At 55.5% G+C, this 16,731-nt stretch carries 21 protein-coding genes; 14 read left to right on the forward strand and 7 right to left on the reverse strand.

The genetic code is table 11. The annotated features are described in order from the left end of the window. Nucleotides 1-260 precede the first annotated feature (260 nt). From speA to L383_RS0124080, 3 genes are all read right to left on the reverse strand, one after another. Entirely contained in the window at nucleotides 261-2,237 is a 1,977-nt protein-coding gene (gene speA, locus L383_RS09575; protein WP_014885182.1) for a biosynthetic arginine decarboxylase, read from the reverse strand. Between the two features lie 8 nt (nucleotides 2,238-2,245). Then, a complete protein-coding gene (gene yqgB, locus L383_RS25140; protein WP_127312443.1) occupies nucleotides 2,246-2,377 on the reverse strand; it encodes an acid stress response protein YqgB in 132 nt (43 codons plus the stop codon). Between the two features lie 306 nt (nucleotides 2,378-2,683). Then, nucleotides 2,684-2,902, reverse strand: coding sequence for a hypothetical protein (locus L383_RS0124080; RefSeq protein WP_014885183.1), 219 nt, complete (start codon nucleotides 2,900-2,902; stop codon nucleotides 2,684-2,686). 138 nt (nucleotides 2,903-3,040) lie between these two features. Here L383_RS0124080 and metK point away from each other — a divergent pair, with 138 nt between their 5' ends. The 8 genes from metK (at nucleotide 3,041) to ruvX (ending at nucleotide 10,087) form a co-directional block, all read left to right on the forward strand. Beyond that, nucleotides 3,041-4,195, forward strand: a complete 1,155-nt coding sequence (gene metK, locus L383_RS09570) for a methionine adenosyltransferase (protein WP_014885184.1) — start codon at nucleotides 3,041-3,043, stop codon at nucleotides 4,193-4,195. A gap of 335 nt (nucleotides 4,196-4,530) precedes the next feature. Then, nucleotides 4,531-5,928, forward strand: coding sequence for a galactose/proton symporter (galP, locus tag L383_RS09565; RefSeq protein WP_014885185.1), 1,398 nt, complete (start codon nucleotides 4,531-4,533; stop codon nucleotides 5,926-5,928). 58 nt (nucleotides 5,929-5,986) lie between these two features. Continuing rightward, on the forward strand, nucleotides 5,987-6,484 hold the full coding sequence (locus L383_RS09560) for a SprT family zinc-dependent metalloprotease (RefSeq protein WP_032629486.1): 498 nt from the start codon (nucleotides 5,987-5,989) through the stop codon (nucleotides 6,482-6,484). A 94-nt stretch (nucleotides 6,485-6,578) separates the two neighbouring features. Beyond that, nucleotides 6,579-7,286 carry a deoxyribonuclease I gene (endA, locus tag L383_RS09555; protein ID WP_023331276.1) on the forward strand — a complete coding sequence of 236 codons (708 nt, stop codon included), beginning with the start codon at nucleotides 6,579-6,581 and terminating at the stop codon, nucleotides 7,284-7,286. Nucleotides 7,287-7,337: 51 nt separating this feature from the next. Beyond that, on the forward strand, nucleotides 7,338-8,069 hold the full coding sequence (rsmE, locus tag L383_RS09550) for a 16S rRNA (uracil(1498)-N(3))-methyltransferase (protein WP_023331277.1): 732 nt from the start codon (nucleotides 7,338-7,340) through the stop codon (nucleotides 8,067-8,069). Nucleotides 8,070-8,088: 19 nt separating this feature from the next. Next, nucleotides 8,089-9,036, forward strand: coding sequence for a glutathione synthase (gene gshB, locus L383_RS09545; RefSeq protein ID WP_023331278.1), 948 nt, complete (start codon nucleotides 8,089-8,091; stop codon nucleotides 9,034-9,036). Between the two features lie 74 nt (nucleotides 9,037-9,110). Then, a complete protein-coding gene (locus L383_RS09540) occupies nucleotides 9,111-9,671 on the forward strand; it encodes a YqgE/AlgH family protein (RefSeq protein WP_008499752.1) in 561 nt (186 codons plus the stop codon). Beyond that, nucleotides 9,671-10,087 carry a Holliday junction resolvase RuvX gene (gene ruvX / locus L383_RS09535; protein WP_006811925.1) on the forward strand — a complete coding sequence of 139 codons (417 nt, stop codon included), beginning with the start codon at nucleotides 9,671-9,673 and terminating at the stop codon, nucleotides 10,085-10,087. Before L383_RS09540 ends, ruvX begins: the two co-directional genes overlap by 1 nt. Nucleotides 10,088-10,097: 10 nt before the next feature. On the opposite strand, the gene L383_RS09530 is transcribed toward ruvX, so the two are convergent. Next, complete coding sequence (locus tag L383_RS09530; protein ID WP_023331279.1) at nucleotides 10,098-11,078, reverse strand: type IV pilus twitching motility protein PilT; 981 nt, start codon at nucleotides 11,076-11,078, stop codon at nucleotides 10,098-10,100. A gap of 17 nt (nucleotides 11,079-11,095) precedes the next feature. Between L383_RS09530 and L383_RS09525 the strand changes: the two genes are divergently transcribed. From L383_RS09525 to L383_RS09500, 6 genes are all read left to right on the forward strand, one after another. Next, the gene (locus tag L383_RS09525) at nucleotides 11,096-11,797 is read left to right on the forward strand and encodes a YggS family pyridoxal phosphate-dependent enzyme (RefSeq protein WP_014885191.1); all 702 of its coding nucleotides are present in this window, start codon (nucleotides 11,096-11,098) and stop codon (nucleotides 11,795-11,797) included. A 21-nt stretch (nucleotides 11,798-11,818) separates the two neighbouring features. Then, complete coding sequence (locus L383_RS09520; RefSeq protein WP_014885192.1) at nucleotides 11,819-12,385, forward strand: YggT family protein; 567 nt, start codon at nucleotides 11,819-11,821, stop codon at nucleotides 12,383-12,385. Then, a complete protein-coding gene (gene yggU / locus L383_RS09515; RefSeq protein WP_014885193.1) occupies nucleotides 12,382-12,678 on the forward strand; it encodes a DUF167 family protein YggU in 297 nt (98 codons plus the stop codon). The genes L383_RS09520 and yggU overlap by 4 nt, the downstream gene beginning before the upstream one ends. A gap of 3 nt (nucleotides 12,679-12,681) precedes the next feature. After that, nucleotides 12,682-13,275: an XTP/dITP diphosphatase gene (locus L383_RS09510; protein WP_023331280.1), complete on the forward strand. Its 594-nt coding sequence runs from the start codon at nucleotides 12,682-12,684 to the stop codon at nucleotides 13,273-13,275. Beyond that, nucleotides 13,268-14,410, forward strand: a complete 1,143-nt coding sequence (gene hemW, locus L383_RS09505; protein WP_023331281.1) for a radical SAM family heme chaperone HemW — start codon at nucleotides 13,268-13,270, stop codon at nucleotides 14,408-14,410. The genes L383_RS09510 and hemW overlap by 8 nt, the downstream gene beginning before the upstream one ends. 63 nt (nucleotides 14,411-14,473) lie before the next feature. Next, nucleotides 14,474-14,812 carry an endonuclease domain-containing protein gene (locus L383_RS09500; protein ID WP_023331282.1) on the forward strand — a complete coding sequence of 113 codons (339 nt, stop codon included), beginning with the start codon at nucleotides 14,474-14,476 and terminating at the stop codon, nucleotides 14,810-14,812. Nucleotides 14,813-14,862: 50 nt separating this feature from the next. Here the strand turns inward: L383_RS09500 and L383_RS09495 are convergent, their stop codons facing one another. The 3 genes from L383_RS09495 to trmB are packed head-to-tail and all read right to left on the reverse strand — an operon-like array spanning nucleotide 14,863 to nucleotide 16,681. Next, complete coding sequence (locus tag L383_RS09495; RefSeq protein WP_014885197.1) at nucleotides 14,863-15,579, reverse strand: YggN family protein; 717 nt, start codon at nucleotides 15,577-15,579, stop codon at nucleotides 14,863-14,865. 56 nt (nucleotides 15,580-15,635) lie between these two features. Continuing rightward, complete coding sequence (locus L383_RS09490; protein ID WP_014885198.1) at nucleotides 15,636-15,962, reverse strand: YggL family protein; 327 nt, start codon at nucleotides 15,960-15,962, stop codon at nucleotides 15,636-15,638. Continuing rightward, nucleotides 15,962-16,681, reverse strand: a complete 720-nt coding sequence (gene trmB, locus L383_RS09485; protein WP_014885199.1) for a tRNA (guanosine(46)-N7)-methyltransferase TrmB — start codon at nucleotides 16,679-16,681, stop codon at nucleotides 15,962-15,964. Before trmB ends, L383_RS09490 begins: the two co-directional genes overlap by 1 nt. Nucleotides 16,682-16,731: the final 50 nt, after the last annotated feature.

A 16,731-nucleotide genomic window follows, 5' to 3' on the forward strand; every position in this document is an offset into this window, starting at 1 on the left:
CAGACCGGCATGGACATGCCGAAAACGCCTGAGCACAAGCAGTGGAACGGTGATATGAGCGCAACAGCCCAGCCGAAGCAGTGGCTGCCGCTAATGGCGGAAACGCCAATTAATATCTATGCGAAGGTGACCATTACGTTCCAGGACGAACAGCTGAGTTAACCCCCCTCTCCCCGTCGTTCACCGGCGGGGTTTTCATGTAGCCATAAAAAAGGGTCTGACCACGGTCAGACCCTTTTCATATTCAGCTGGCGGAATAATTACTCGTCTTCGAGATAAGTATACCCGTACAGCCCCGCCTCAAACTCTTCCAGGAACTGCTGCTGCAATGCATCGTCGAGACCGGTGTTTTTCACCTGGTCGCGGAACTGGGTCAGCAGCGTTTTCGGATCGAGCTGAACGTATTCCAGCATGTCTGCCACGGTATCCCCCTCGTCAGACAGCTCAACTTCCACGCTGCCGTCAGGGAAGACAAACACGTCAACCGCTTCGGTATCACCGAACAGGTTGTGCATGTTGCCGAGGATCTCCTGGTACGCCCCGACCATAAAGAAGCCCAGCATCGGCGGGTTCTCCGGGTCATACTCCGGCATTGGCATGGTGGTGGCGATACCGTCGCCGTCAACGTAGTGGTCGATAGCACCGTCGGAGTCACAGGTGATGTCCAGCAGCACCGCGCGACGTTCCGGGGCGTGGTTCAGCCCTTCCAGCGGCAGAACCGGGAACAGCTGGTCGATACCCCATGCATCCGGCATCGACTGGAACAGCGAGAAGTTGACGTAAATTTTATCCGCCATACGTTCCTGCAGCTCGTCGATAATCGGACGGTGCGCGCGGTTGCTCGGATCGAGCTGCTTCTGCACTTCATGGCACATGTTCAGATAAAGCTGCTCCGCCCACGCACGCTCCTGCAGGCTGAAGGTGCCTGAAGAGTAGCCGACGTGAATATCGTGCAGATCCATCTGGCTGTCGTGCAGCCATTCGCGCAGGGAGCGACGCGTGCCCGGCTCGTGCATCTCCTGCCAGGTTTCCCACATGCTTTGCAGGGAACGCGGTGCATCATCCTGCGGCGGCGTCGCTTCGGAAATTTCGCTACGCTCAACGCCGATGATATTAGAGACCAGCACCGTATGGTGCGCGGTCACCGCGCGACCGGATTCGGTGATCACCGTCGGGTGCGGCAGGCCGTGCTCTTCACAGGCATCACCGATCGCCCAGATGATGTTATTGGCGTATTCATTCAGACCATAGTTCACCGAGCAGTCAGACTGCGAGCGGGTCCCTTCGTAGTCCACACCCAGGCCACCGCCCACGTCGAAGCACTGAATATTCACGCCAAGCTTGTGCAGCTCAACGTAAAAACGGGCTGATTCACGCACGCCGGTGGCGATATCGCGAATATTGGCCATCTGCGAACCGAGGTGGAAGTGCAGGAGCTGAATGCTGTCCAGGCGACCGCGCTCGCGCAAAATTTCCACCAGCTGCAGTACCTGGTTCGCCGCGAGGCCGAATTTGGATTTTTCACCGCCGGAGGACTGCCATTTACCGGAACCCTGAGACGCCAGACGCGCACGCACGCCGAGGCGTGGCACCACGTTAAGACGTTCAGCCTCTTCCAGCACGATCGCGATTTCAGTCATCTTCTCGATAACCAGATAGACCTTGTGGCCCATCTTCTCGCCAATCAGCGCCAGACGAATGTACTCACGGTCTTTGTAGCCGTTACAGACAATGACCGAACGGGTCATGCCCGCATGCGCCAGAACCGCCATCAGCTCCGCTTTGGAGCCGGCTTCGAGGCCCAGCGGCTCGCCGGAGTGGATAAGGGACTCAATCACGCGGCGGTGCTGGTTCACCTTAATCGGGTAAACCAGGAAGTAGTCGCCTTTATAGCCGTAGGATTCACGCGCGCGCTTGAAGGCGGCGTTAATAGAACGCAGGCGATGTTGCAGGATCTGCGGGAAGCAGAACAGTGCAGGCAAACGCTGGCCCTGAGCTTCACGGGCTTTCACCAGTTTGGCGAGGTCCACGCGAGCTTCAGGGACGTCCGGATCCGGGCAAACGCTGATGTGGCCCAGTTCGTTGACGTCGTAGTAGTTATTGCCCCACCAGGCAATATTGTATGTGCGCAGCATCTTGCTGGCTTCCTGGGAGCTCATCGCAACCTCCTGCATAGAACGTAGTACACCCTGTTCGCCCGCTGACGAAGGCGAAAAAGAAGACATGTCGTCAGACATAGCGAACCTCAACTCTTTGTATTAAGTGTAAAACAGTTGACTACTATCGCAGCGTTATACGGCGATAACAACCCATAAACGGCTCCGTTTCCCAGCAGAGTATGCTGAAATCCAGACCGTGCGACCGGTTTCTTATTCATATCATTGTAAAACACGTATCCGAACTCTGTATGACAAGGTTCGGCGAAACCACGAGAAAACTCTTGTATTAACAAGAGCGCCCTTGTTCAGTTTTCACACAGCCTGACCGGCCCTGGAATCCTGAGAAGCGCCGAGATGGGTATAACATCGGCAGGTTTGCAGACTAGAAATGCGGGTTGCGGGAATCAAATGCGCGCCAGAACGGCTGCGCTGAATTAGCGGAAAACGATGGTTCATTATCTCGTATCACCTCCACGGCCGCCTCTGCTGAAACGGACCCCAAGCCAAAGCTAAAAGTTCACTGCTTAACCCGGCTGGAAGTGGCGACTCGATGAGTTCATCGAGCGCTTATTTTGTATGAGCCGCGCGCCGCGTTTTATACCGAGAAGGGGGCTAAAAAGCAAAACAAAAATGCGTGGGTTGCCAGCGCCGTCAGGAAAAATTTCCAGCAGACATTTCAACGCCGTGAGAGATGAATCAAAAAAAACTGGAAATCGGGCGAAGAAGTGACCTAAAATAGCCATCCAGATGTTAATCCATCTATACTGATTAACACTCATACTGCCAGTGTCAAAAACCTGCAGGCCTTGGTAGAATTATCTCCTTTGGCTATTCCACACAGCAGCTTGAGCTAACCAAATTCCTCTTAGGTGAAATAAAACATGGCAAAACACCTGTTTACGTCCGAGTCCGTATCAGAAGGACATCCTGATAAAATTGCTGACCAAATCTCCGATGCGGTGCTGGATGCGATCCTGGCGCAGGATCCTAAAGCGCGCGTCGCGTGCGAAACCTATGTCAAAACTGGCATGGTTCTGGTTGGCGGTGAGATCACCACCAGCGCATGGGTTGATATCGAAGAGATCACCCGTAACACGGTGCGTGAAATCGGTTATGTGCATTCTGATATGGGCTTTGATGCCAATTCTTGCGCGGTGCTGAGCGCCATTGGCAAACAGTCTCCAGACATCAACCAGGGCGTTGACCGTGCCGATCCACTGGAACAGGGCGCGGGCGACCAGGGCCTGATGTTTGGCTACGCGACCAACGAAACCGACGTGCTGATGCCAGCCCCGGTCACCTACGCGCACCGTCTGGTACAGCGTCAGGCTGAAGTACGCAAAAACGGCACCCTGCCGTGGCTGCGCCCGGATGCAAAAAGCCAGGTCACCTTCCAGTACGATGACGGCAAAATCGTTGGCATCGATGCGGTGGTACTGTCTACCCAGCATTCCGAAGAGATTGACCAGAAATCCCTGCAAGAAGCCGTGATGGAAGAGATCATCAAGCCGGTTCTGCCGACCGAATGGCTGAGCTCTGCGACCAAATTCTTCATCAACCCAACCGGACGCTTTGTTATCGGCGGCCCAATGGGTGACTGCGGTCTGACCGGACGTAAAATCATCGTTGATACCTACGGCGGCATGGCACGTCACGGCGGCGGTGCGTTCTCTGGTAAAGATCCGTCTAAAGTTGACCGCTCTGCGGCATACGCGGCACGTTATGTTGCGAAAAACATCGTTGCTGCCGGCCTGGCTGACCGCTGTGAGATTCAGGTTTCTTACGCCATCGGCGTGGCTGAGCCAACCTCCATCATGGTTGAAACCTTCGGTACCGAGAAAGTGCCTTCAGAACAGCTGACCCTGCTGGTACGCGAGTTCTTCGACCTGCGTCCATACGGACTGATTCAGATGCTGGATCTGCTGCACCCAATCTACAAAGAAACCGCGGCATACGGTCACTTTGGTCGTGAACATTTCCCATGGGAAAAAACCGACAAAGCCGCCCTGCTGCGTGAAGCTGCCGGTCTGAAATAATCGACTGACAAGAGCGTTAAAAAAGCCAGCCTTTGTGCTGGCTTTTTTTATGTTTGGAACCGCTTACACGCCAGTCCATGTACCTCGCTTTCGGAATAATCTCTTTGCGTGATGGCATTTCTTGTGCTGTTACATTTCCTTTCAGTTAAGTCTGAAATGTATTCTTTCGCGATGCATATCACCTCATTTACCTCTATATTTTCAAAGCTTTAATAATTTTTACGGTTACACACCAGTGTAACCGATTACACCAATGTGATTAATCTCACATATTTTTACGGGTCACTCACCTACCCTTAACATCAATAAAACTGATAACCCAACTGGAGGGCATAATGCCTGACAATAAAAAACAGGGGCGTACGTCCAACAAGGCGATGACATTCTTCGTCTGCTTCCTCGCCGCCCTGGCAGGTTTACTTTTTGGCCTGGATATCGGCGTGATTGCTGGCGCCCTTCCCTTCATCGCAGACGAATTCCAGATTAACGCGCATACCCAGGAATGGGTGGTCAGCTCGATGATGTTTGGCGCAGCGGTTGGTGCTGTCGGCAGCGGCTGGCTCTCCTTCAAGCTCGGACGTAAAAAGAGCCTAATGATTGGTGCCATTCTCTTCGTCGCCGGTTCACTCTTCTCTGCTGCCGCCCCTAACGTTGAAGTGCTTATTCTTTCCCGCGTACTGCTGGGGCTGGCCGTCGGCGTCGCGTCCTACACCGCCCCGCTCTATCTCTCTGAAATTGCGCCAGAGAAAATTCGCGGCAGTATGATTTCGATGTACCAGCTGATGATTACCATCGGTATTCTCGGGGCTTATCTTTCCGATACCGCGTTCAGCTACAGCGGCGCATGGCGCTGGATGCTTGGCGTGATCATCATCCCGGCCATTTTGCTGCTGATTGGCGTCTTCTTCCTGCCGGACAGCCCACGCTGGTTTGCCGCAAAGCGCCGCTTCCACGATGCCGAACGGGTGCTGCTGCGCCTGCGCGACACCAGTGCGGAGGCGAAAAACGAGCTGGAAGAGATCCGCGAAAGCCTGAAGGTGAAGCAGTCTGGCTGGGCGCTGTTTAAAGAGAACAGCAACTTCCGTCGCGCAGTATTCCTCGGCGTGCTGCTGCAGGTGATGCAACAGTTCACCGGGATGAACGTCATCATGTATTACGCGCCAAAAATCTTTGAGCTGGCGGGTTATACCAACACCACCGAGCAGATGTGGGGCACCGTCATCGTCGGCCTGACCAACGTGCTGGCGACCTTTATCGCGATCGGCCTGGTGGACCGCTGGGGACGTAAACCGACCCTGACGCTGGGCTTCCTGGTCATGGCGATCGGTATGGGCGTGCTGGGTACCATGATGCACGTCGGCATCCACTCCCCAACCGCACAGTATTTTGCGGTAGGCATGCTGCTGATGTTTATCGTCGGGTTCGCGATGAGCGCCGGTCCGCTGATTTGGGTACTGTGTTCTGAGATCCAGCCGCTGAAAGGGCGTGATTTTGGTATCACCTGCTCAACTGCAACCAACTGGATTGCCAACATGATCGTCGGCGCGACGTTCCTGACCATGCTCAATACCCTGGGCAATGCCAACACCTTCTGGGTCTACGCCGGTCTGAACATCTTCTTTATTGTGTTGACCATCTGGCTGGTTCCAGAAACCAAACATGTTTCACTGGAACATATTGAACGTAACCTGATGAAAGGTCGTCCACTGCGCGAAATCGGCGCACACGACTAATCCTCTTGCGGGAGGCGCCTCTTGCGCCTCCCCGCTTCGCGCTTTATGCTCTGCCCCTATGAAAGCTCCCCGTCTCCCCATCGCCCTTCAGCAAGCCGTTATGCGCAGCCTGCGGGAAAAACTCGCCCAGGCGAACCTGAAGCTCGATCGGAATTACCCTGAACCGAAGCTCGTCTATCAGCAGCGTGGCACCGCGGCGGGTACTGCCTGGCTGGAATCGTATGAGATCCGCCTGAACCCGGTGTTGATGATGGAAAACCAGCAGGCGTTTATTGAGGAAGTGGTGCCGCATGAGCTGGCTCACCTCCTGGTGTGGAAACATTTTGGTCGCGTCGCGCCGCACGGAAAAGAGTGGAAGTGGATGATGGAGGCAGTACTGGGCGTTCCGGCGCGCAGAACTCATCAGTTCGAGCTGGAATCTGTACGTCGCAATACGTTCCCCTACCGCTGCCAGTGTCAGCAGCATCAGCTTACCGTCCGCCGCCATAATCGCGTGGTCCGCGGCGAAGCGACCTACCGCTGCGTCAAATGCGGCGAACCGCTTATTGCGGAGTAATCATTTGAACATTCAGGAACTTTCCTGATCTGACTGATTGCATACAGGAAAAACATTCGTTACGTTGCGGGCTCGTTTTGACACGGAGTGTAAGATGTCCCGTAATTTTTCTCTCGCGGTCGCCTTTCTGACGACAGCGTTCTCAGGCCATGCTCTGGCCGATGGTATCAACAGTTTTTCCCAGGCCAAGGCAGCAGGCGTGAAGGTGAACGCCGATGTGCCGGGCGATTTCTACTGCGGCTGTAAAATTAACTGGCAGGGTAAAAAAGGGGTCGTGGACCTGGAGTCCTGCGGCTATAAGGTGCGTAAAAACGAAAACCGCGCCAGCCGCATCGAATGGGAGCATGTCGTTCCGGCATGGCAGTTTGGCCACCTGCGCCAGTGCTGGCAGGATGGCGGTCGTAAAAACTGTTCTAAAGATCCTGTCTACCGCCAGATGGAAAGCGATATGCATAACCTGCAGCCTGCCGTGGGTGAAGTGAACGGTGACCGCGGCAACTTTATGTACAGCCAGTGGAACGGTGGCGAAGGCCAATATGGCCAGTGCGGCATGAAGGTGGATTTTAAAGAAAAAGTCGCCGAGCCGCCTGCCCGCGCGCGCGGCAGCATCGCCCGCACCTACTTCTACATGCGTGACCGCTACGACCTCAACCTCTCCCGTCAGCAGACGCAGCTGTTCAATGCGTGGGATAAGCAATATCCGGTGACGGAGTGGGAATGTCAGCGCGACGAACGCATCGCCAGAGTCCAGGGGAATCATAACCCGTACGTCCAGCGGGCTTGCCAGGCGCAAAAGAGCTAACCTACACTACGGCAATTCGCTTATCTCGCATGACATATGGAATTTCTGACTATGCGCATTCCTCGCATTTACCACCCTGAACTGATTACCGCAGGTCGCGAAATCGCCCTGTCTGACGACGCCGCCAACCACGTTGGCCGCGTGCTGCGCATGGGGGCTGGCCAGGCAATACAGCTTTTCGACGGCTCTAATCAGATTTTCGAGGCGGAAATCACCCGGGCGGATAAAAAAAGCGTGCATGTGAATGTGTTGCGCGGTGAAGTGGACGACCGTGAATCGCCGCTGCACATCCACCTGGGCCAGGTGATGTCCCGCGGGGAAAAGATGGAATTCACCATTCAAAAATCCATTGAGCTGGGTGTAAGCCTCATTACGCCACTTTTTTCCGAGCGCTGTGGCGTTAAACTGGATGCGGAACGTCTGAACAAAAAGATCCAGCAGTGGCAGAAAATTGCCATTGCGGCGTGTGAACAGAGCGGCCGCAACCGCATACCGGAGATCCGCCCGGCAATGGACCTGGAGGACTGGTGTGCCGAAGAGGAGAGCGGACTGAAGCTCAATCTTCATCCGCGCGCCAGCGCCAGCATTAATACGCTGCCGCTGCCCGTTGAACGTGTACGCCTGCTGATTGGCCCCGAAGGCGGCCTGTCGGCGGACGAAATTGCGATGACGGCGCGTTACCAGTTTACTGATATTCTGTTGGGACCTCGCGTTCTGCGCACTGAGACAACGGCACTCACGGCCATTACCGCGCTACAGGTACGGTTTGGCGATCTGGGTTGAAGTATAAACGGAGAAGAACATGATTAAGCTCGGCATCGTGATGGACCCCATCGCAAACATTAACATCAAGAAAGATTCCAGCTTCGCTATGTTGCTGGAAGCGCAGCGTCGCGGCTATGAGCTCCACTATATGGAGATGAACGATCTTTACCTGATCAACGGTGAAGCCCGCGCGCGTACCCGCATCGTTAACGTCGAGCAGAACTACGACAAATGGTACGAGTTTGGCACCGAGCAGGATATTGCCCTGGCCGATCTCAACGTTATTCTGATGCGTAAAGATCCGCCGTTCGACACCGAATACATCTACTCCACCTATATCCTTGAGCGTGCCGAAGAGAAAGGGACGCTGATCGTCAATAAGCCGCAGAGCCTGCGCGACTGCAACGAGAAGCTTTATACCGCCTGGTTCTCAGACCTGACGCCTGAAACGCTGGTGACCCGCAGCAAAGCTCAGCTGAAGGAGTTCTGGCAAAAACACGGCGATATCATCATGAAGCCGCTGGACGGCATGGGCGGCGCGTCTATTTTCCGCGTGAAGGAAGGCGACCCGAACATTGGCGTGATTGCCGAAACCCTGACCGAACTGGGTACCCGCTACTGCATGGCCCAGAACTATCTGCCCGCCATTAAAGATGGCGACAAACGCGTTCTGGTCGTGGATGGCGAACCCGTACCTTACTGCCTGGCACGTATCCCACAGGGTGGCGAAACGCGCGGTAACCTGGCGGCCGGTGGACGCGGTGAGCCGCGCCCGTTGACCGAAAGCGACTGGGAAATTGCCCGCCGCGTGGGCCCAACGCTTAAAGCCAAAGGCCTGATCTTTGTTGGCCTGGACATCATTGGCGATCGCCTGACGGAAGTGAACGTCACCAGCCCAACCTGCATTCGCGAAATCGAAGCGGAGTTCCCGATCTCGATCACCGGAATGCTGATGGACGCTATCGAAAAACGTTTACAGAAATAATCTGTGACAGCGCCCGGCTTTATCCCCATACTGGGCGCTGTCGCTTTTTAAACCAGGAAACAGTACCTCTGACAATGAATTTACAGCATCACTTTCTTATTGCCATGCCTGCTCTCCAGGATCCGATTTTTCGCCGCGCCGTGGTTTATATTTGTGAATACAATGAAGACGGCGCGATGGGCATTATCATCAATAAGCCGCTGGAAAACCTGCAGGTTGAAGGGATTCTGGACAAGCTGAAAATCCCGGCTGAAGCGCGACTGCCGGAGATCCGGCTTGATAAACCGGTGATGCTGGGTGGACCACTTGCAGAAGATCGCGGCTTTATCCTGCATACCCCGCCGGTATTCTCTTCCAGTATCCGCATCTCCGATAACACCGTGATCACCACCTCGCGCGACGTGCTCGAAACGCTGGGTACCGCAGAACAGCCTTCCGAAGTGCTGGTGGCGCTGGGTTACTCGTCGTGGGAGAAAGGCCAGCTTGAGCAGGAAATCCTCGATAACGCCTGGCTTACCGCACCAGCGGACATGAATATTCTGTTTAAAACCCCAATAGCCGATCGCTGGCGCGATGCGGCAAAACTGATTGGCATTGATATTCTGACCATGCCTGGTGTCGCGGGGCACGCCTGATGAGCGGAACACTTTTGGCCTTTGATTTTGGTACCAAAAGCATTGGCGTCGCTGTGGGTCAGCGCATCACCGGTACCGCGCGTCCGCTCACGGCCCTGAAGGCCAACGACGGCACGCCTGACTGGAATCTTATCGAACGACTGCTGAAAGAGTGGCAACCGGATGATGTTATCGTTGGGCTGCCGCTGAATATGGACGGCACCGAACAACCCCTTACCGCCCGCGCGCGTAAGTTCGCCAATAAAATCCATGGCCGCTTTGGCGTCTCCGTGAAGCTTCACGACGAGCGTCTTAGCACCGTCGAAGCGCGTGCTGGCCTCTTTGAGCACGGCGGCTTCCGGGCGCTCAACAAAGGCAGCGTAGACTCCGCCTCTGCCGTCATCATCCTCGAAAGCTATTTCGAACAGGGCTATTAATCTCAGGGGCCTATAGCCGCCCCTGCGCCCGTCTCTCCGCCACGCTTTGATCAAAGTTCTGCATTCCCGCCTGCTGGCCTGTTTGAATGATACCGGGCAGTTGCCACGTTTTTCCTTCTCGAATCAGATTTGCCGCCGCCGGGGTATTCACCAGCAGTTCATACAGCGCGACACGCCCACCCTGCAGGTCGGGAAGCAGCCTCTGTGCCAGCACCGCACGCAGGCTACCGGCCAGCTGGTTACGTACCGGGTCTTTCTCCTGCGCCGGGAAGGTGTCCACCAGCCGCTCAATGGCCTGCGAGGCACCCCGCGTATGCAGTGTCGCCAGCACCAGATGCCCGGTCTCCGCCGCCGTCAACGCGAGACGGATCGTCTCTGCATCACGCAGCTCCCCCAGCAAAATCACATCTGGATCCTCGCGTAACGCTCCGCGCAGCGCCTCGACAAAAGACGGGCAGTGCTGACCTATTTCCCGCTGCTGAATCAGGCAGCGTTCGCTCCGGTACAGATACTCCACCGGATCTTCAAGCGTGAGGATATGCCCGTCAGTATGGTGGTTGAGAAAATCGACCATCGCCGCCAGAGTGGTGGATTTGCCGCTGCCGGTCGCCCCCGTCACCAGAATCAACCCGTTGTCACTGGATAACAGTTCCGGAATGGCACGCGGCACGCCCAGCGAAGAGAGTGGCGAACAGGTGCGTGGCAGCAACCGCAGGGCGATGGACACCCCGTTAATCTGCTTAAACGCACTCCCGCGCAGACGCTGGCCTTCTGCCACCGTCACGGCAAAATCGACCTGACCGTGAGCCCACCAGCTTCCCTGCTGCTCATCATTGAGCCACGCTTTTAATAACGCCCCGACATCAGGCGGCGGAAACGGCGCGGGTTCAAGGCGTCCTGACCGGCGCCAGCGGGGTGGCGAATCACTGCACAGGTGTAGATCGGAGACGTTATGCTTTACACTAAGGGCCACCATTTCTCCCACATCCATAGACTACTCCTCGGAAAATGAACGACATTGCGCATAACCTGGCACAGGTCCGGGACAAAATCTCAGCTGCCGCAACGCGTTGCGGCCGTGCTTCAGAAGAAATTACGCTCCTTGCAGTCAGCAAAACCAAGCCTGCGAGCGCCATCGCAGAAGCGATTGATGCAGGCCAGCGCGCATTTGGTGAGAACTACGTGCAGGAAGGCGTGGATAAAATTCGCGACTTCCGGGAAAAGGGGAATACGGATCTTCAGTGGCACTTTATTGGTCCACTGCAGTCGAACAAAAGCCGTCTGGTGGCTGAGCACTTCGACTGGTGCCATACGATTGACCGTCTGCGCATTGCCACACGCCTGAACGAACAACGCCCGGCAGAGATGCCAGCGCTTAACGTGCTGATACAAATCAACATCAGCGACGAAAACAGCAAGTCTGGCATTGCGCTGAGCGAGCTGGATGCGCTGGCCGCAGACGTGGCCGCCCTGCCACGCTTAACCCTGCGTGGGCTGATGGCTATTCCGGCGCCAGAGTCAAGTTATGAAAGGCAGTTTGCCGTGGCACAGCAAATGGCTGTAGCATTTGAGGCGCTTAAAGCGCGCTACAACACGGTAGACACGCTTTCTCTGGGCATGTCGGATGATATGGAAGCCGCCATCGCGGCAGGCAGCACTATGGTGCGCATCGGTACCGCCATTTTCGGTGCGCGCGACTACTCCAAATAATAAGGAAACCTGAGGAACGCCATGAAGACGTTGACTTTCCTGCTCTCAACGGTCATTGAGCTCTATACGATGGCGCTTTTGCTGCGCGTCTGGATGCAGTGGGCCCGTTGTGATTTTTACAATCCGTTCTCCCAGTTTGTCGTGAAAATCACGCAACCTATTGTCGGGCCCCTGCGCCGCATTATACCGGCCATGGGTCCCATCGACAGCGCTTCGCTGCTGGTAGCGTTTATTCTTAGCGTTATCAAAGCCATCGTGCTGTTTATGGTCATCACCTTCCAGCCGATTATCTGGATTGCCGCCGTGCTGATTCTGATCAAAACCGTCGGTCTGCTGATTTTCTGGGTGCTGCTGGTGATGGCCATCATGAGCTGGGTGAGCCAGGGGCGTAGCCCGGTAGAGTATGCCCTAATTCAGCTGGCCGAGCCGCTGCTGCGTCCGATCCGTAACTTACTTCCCTCTATGGGCGGCATCGACTTCTCCCCGATGATTCTGGTTCTGCTGCTCTATGTGATCAACATGGGGATCGCTGAACTGCTGCAGTCTACGGGCGACATGCTGTTGCCGGGGCTGTGGATGGCGCTATGAGTGCCGTAAGCACCTGCGCTGACGGGCTGGTTTTGCGGCTGTATATTCAGCCGAAAGCCAGCCGTGACAGTATTGTTGGACTGCATGGCGACGAGTTAAAAGTCGCCATCACCGCCCCGCCGGTTGACGGTCAGGCAAACGCGCATCTGACCAAATATCTGGCAAAACAGTTTCGCGTGGCCAAAAGCCAGGTCATCATTGAAAAAGGCGAACTGGGGCGGCATAAACAGGTAAAAATCCTCAACCCGCAATCCATCCCGACGGAAGTCGCGGCTTTGACAGAACAGGACTAAACCATGCAGAAAGTTGTTCTCGCGACCGGAAACGCCGGTAAAGTGCGCGAGTTGGCCTCGCTATTAAATGATTTTGGGCTGGATGTGGTCGCTCAGACCGATCTTGGCGTAGATTCTGCCGAAGAGACGGGGCTGACGTTTATTGAAAACGCGATCCTGAAAGCACGCCATGCCGCGCAGATTACCGGTCTGCCCGCCATTGCCGATGACTCCGGTCTGGCCGTCGATTTTCTTGGCGGCGCGCCGGGGATTTACTCTGCTCGTTATTCCGGTGTTGATGCAACCGACCAGCAGAATCTGGAAAAGCTGCTTGTTGCCCTGAAAGACGTACCGGACGAACAGCGGACCGCACAGTTCCACTGCGTGCTGGTCTATCTGCGTCACGCAGAGGACCCGACGCCGATCGTCTGCCACGGTAGCTGGCCGGGCGTGATTACCCGTGAAGCTGCGGGCAACGGCGGTTTTGGCTACGACCCGATTTTCTTTGTCCCGTCCGAGGGCAAAACCGCAGCGGAACTGACCCGCGAAGAGAAAAGCGCGATTTCCCACCGTGGGCGCGCACTGAAACTGTTACTGGAAGCACTGCGTAATGGCTAATTTGCCACCTCTGAGTCTTTATATTCACATCCCGTGGTGCGTGCAGAAATGCCCGTACTGCGATTTCAACTCGCACGCGCTGAAAGGTGAAGTGCCGCACGATGACTACGTTGCGCATCTGCTGGCTGACCTGGACGCCGATGTACCTTACGCACAGGGACGTGAAGTTAAGACCATTTTCATTGGTGGCGGTACGCCGAGCCTGCTGTCAGGCCCGGCGATGCAGACGCTGCTGGACGGCGTGCGTGCGCGCCTGAGCCTGGCCGCGGATGCTGAAATTACGATGGAAGCCAACCCCGGTACCGTTGAGGCCGATCGTTTTGTCGAGTATCAGCGTGCAGGCGTGAACCGTATTTCCATCGGCGTGCAGAGCTTTAGCGAGCCAAAACTGAAGCGCCTGGGGCGCATTCACGGTCCCGAGGAAGCAAAGCGTGCGGCAAACCTGGCGACAGGACTGGGTCTGCGCAGCTTTAACCTCGATTTGATGCACGGCCTGCCGGACCAGTCGCTCGACGAAGCGCTGGACGATCTGCGTCAGGCGATTGAACTTAACCCGCCGCATCTGTCCTGGTATCAGCTCACCATTGAACCCAACACGCTGTTTGGTTCCCGTCCTCCGGTACTGCCGGATGACGACGCGCTGTGGGATATTTTCGAGCAGGGCCACCAGTTGTTAACCGCTGCGGGGTATCAGCAGTACGAGACGTCTGCTTATGCGAAACCGGGGTATCAGTGTCAGCACAACCTTAACTACTGGCGTTTTGGCGACTACCTGGGAATTGGCTGCGGCGCGCACGGTAAGGTGACTTTCCCGGACGGTCGCATTCTGCGTACCGCCAAAACCCGCCACCCGCGAGGGTATATGGAAGGCCGTTATCTCGAGCGCCAGCACGACGTTGAGGCGGCGGATAAACCGTTTGAGTTCTTTATGAACCGCTTCCGCCTGCTGGAAGCCGCGCCGCGCGCGGAATTTGCGCGTTACACCGGTCTGCCGGAGTCAGTGATTCGTCCTCAGATTGACGAGGCGCTGGCGCAGGGGTATCTGACTGAGTGTGAAGATTACTGGCGGATCACCGAGCACGGCAAACTGTTCTTAAATTCCCTTCTTGAGCTGTTCCTCGCCGACGATTCCTGAAGGCTAATTCAGGTTTTTGCATCCCGTTCTGCCAGCTGAGGGAAAGGCTGGCAGAGTGTGGGGATGGAAAACTCAAAACAACTTCGCAAACAAATGACGCCCGAAGAATTTCGCCTCTGGTATTTGCTTAGAGGTCGTCGGTTCTTTGGCTATAAGTTTCGCCGCCAGATGCCGATTGGGCCGTATGTTGCAGATTTTGCCTGTTTTAAGGCGAAATTGATTATTGAGCTCGACGGAGGGCAACATCAAAGCAAAGAGAAATACGATTCACGTCGTACAGAGTTTTTGCATACAAATGGCTGGGAAGTCGTGCGATTCTGGAACAATGAATTTACTTCTCAGGAAGAGGAAGTGCTGACGGTTATACTTCAAAAATTGCAGAGCCTGATGCCCTCACCCTAACCCTCTCCCACAGGGAGAGGGCCGGGGTGAGGGGCCCAGCGCGCAGAGGATTACTTCAACGTCCCCACCAGCGCCTTCCGGCTATCTTCCAGCGACACCACGCGTTTACACACGTCTTTGCCGAACTGCTGGAAATCATCTTCCTGGTTCTTCCACTCGTTCTGAATTGAGGTCTGCAAGCCACCCAGACTGCCCAGCACGCCCTGCAGCGGGTTACCGCCGCCCTTCAGGACCGCTTTAGCCCCCATCTCGTTGATGCTGTCCTGCAGGATGCCGCCCATCGCCTGGTTCACCAGCTGCTGTCCGTCAGCACGGACCTGATCAATCGCCTTGTAGTGGAACGTCAGGCCATCAGAGCGCGTCTCGATAATCCGGTTCATCTGCTCTTTGAGCTGCTTATCGAGCTTCGTCAGGCGGGAGCGCATATTGCTGCTCTCCCCCACCTCTTTGGTAATGATCTTATCCAGTGCAACACGGCTTTTTTCAACGCGCGTCAGGGCACCTTCATTAATCCATGGCAGCGCGGTACGCAAATCGGCCTGATAGTCTTTCGCCTGCTCACGCTGTGCGGCTGTCAGATTGTACTCTTTGCCGTTAAAGGTGACGTTCCCTTGCGGCGTAATCACCAGATTGCCGTTCTCGCCTTTGACCTGCACGGTTTGCGGGCTTAACACCACGTCATCACGCGGGGTGACGCTACATTTATACTCCGCATGGGCGGTGAATCCGGTTGCCATCAAAGCAACAGCCAGCAACGTTTTGCGCATCTTAAACACTCCCTCAGACAAAATGGGCCAGCTAATGCTGGCCCTTGACTGCTTTATTAGTCCCACCAAACGTCGAAAAGTTCGCTGACGCGGACATCTTCCAGCTTGTGGTCTTCAAGCCATTTACGAACCAGCGCCTGATGTTCTTCGGTGCATTTACCCACTTCCTGGGTGCAGATCAGACCTTCCCACGCCAGGTAACCGCTACCGTCGAAGGCCAGCTTGTTGGGCTCAATCACGTCGTTGATGAAGGCATCCACGTCCTGATCGATCTGTTCTACACTGGTGCCTTCCGGGAAACGCCACGCAACGGAGAACCCCACTTCCTGGAATTCTTCGATGTGCATTTTTTTACGCAGACGACGGCTACGATTCTTTGCCATTATTTCACCCTCTCGAACATTAAGTCCCATACACCGTGACCAAGACGATGGCCACGCTGTTCAAATTTCGTTACCGGACGTGAATCCGGACGCGGAACATAGTCGTTGCTTTCAGACTGGTTTTTATACCCGTCCAGAGACGACATCACTTCCAGCATATGTTCCGCATAAGGTTCCCAGTCGGTCGCCATATGGAAGACGCCGCCCAGTTTCAGCTTGCTTTTCACCAGCTCGGCAAACGGTGCCTGAACGATACGGCGTTTATTATGACGTGCTTTGTGCCACGGGTCAGGGAAAAAGAGCTGAACCATGGTTAAAGAATTGTCAGGAATCATTTTGTGCAGCACTTCCACCGCGTCATGACACATTACGCGCAGGTTCTCTACACCCTCTTCATGGGCAGTTGCGAGACACGCGCCGACGCCCGGGGAATGCACTTCAATACCGAGGAAGTTCTGCTCCGGGCGAGCTTGCGCCATGGTCACCAGAGAGGTGCCCATACCAAAACCAATCTCCAGCGTGACTGGCGCTTCGCGGCCAAACAGCCCGGCAAAGTCCAGCGGCTGCTCGCTGAACTCAACGCCCATCACCGGCCAGTAGTTGTCCAGCGCATGTTGCTGCCCTTTTGTCAGGCGGCCCTGACGACGGACAAAGCTGCGAATACGGCGCAGCGGGCGACCGTTTTCATCAAATTCCGGTGAAATGACGTCGTTTTTCATAAAAGAGTTGTCTGCTTGTGAGAATGTTCGGGAAACGGGCATTATCCAAA

The sequence above is a fragment of the Enterobacter sp. MGH 37 genome, assembly GCF_000534515.1.
Lineage (GTDB): Bacteria > Pseudomonadota > Gammaproteobacteria > Enterobacterales > Enterobacteriaceae > Enterobacter > Enterobacter kobei.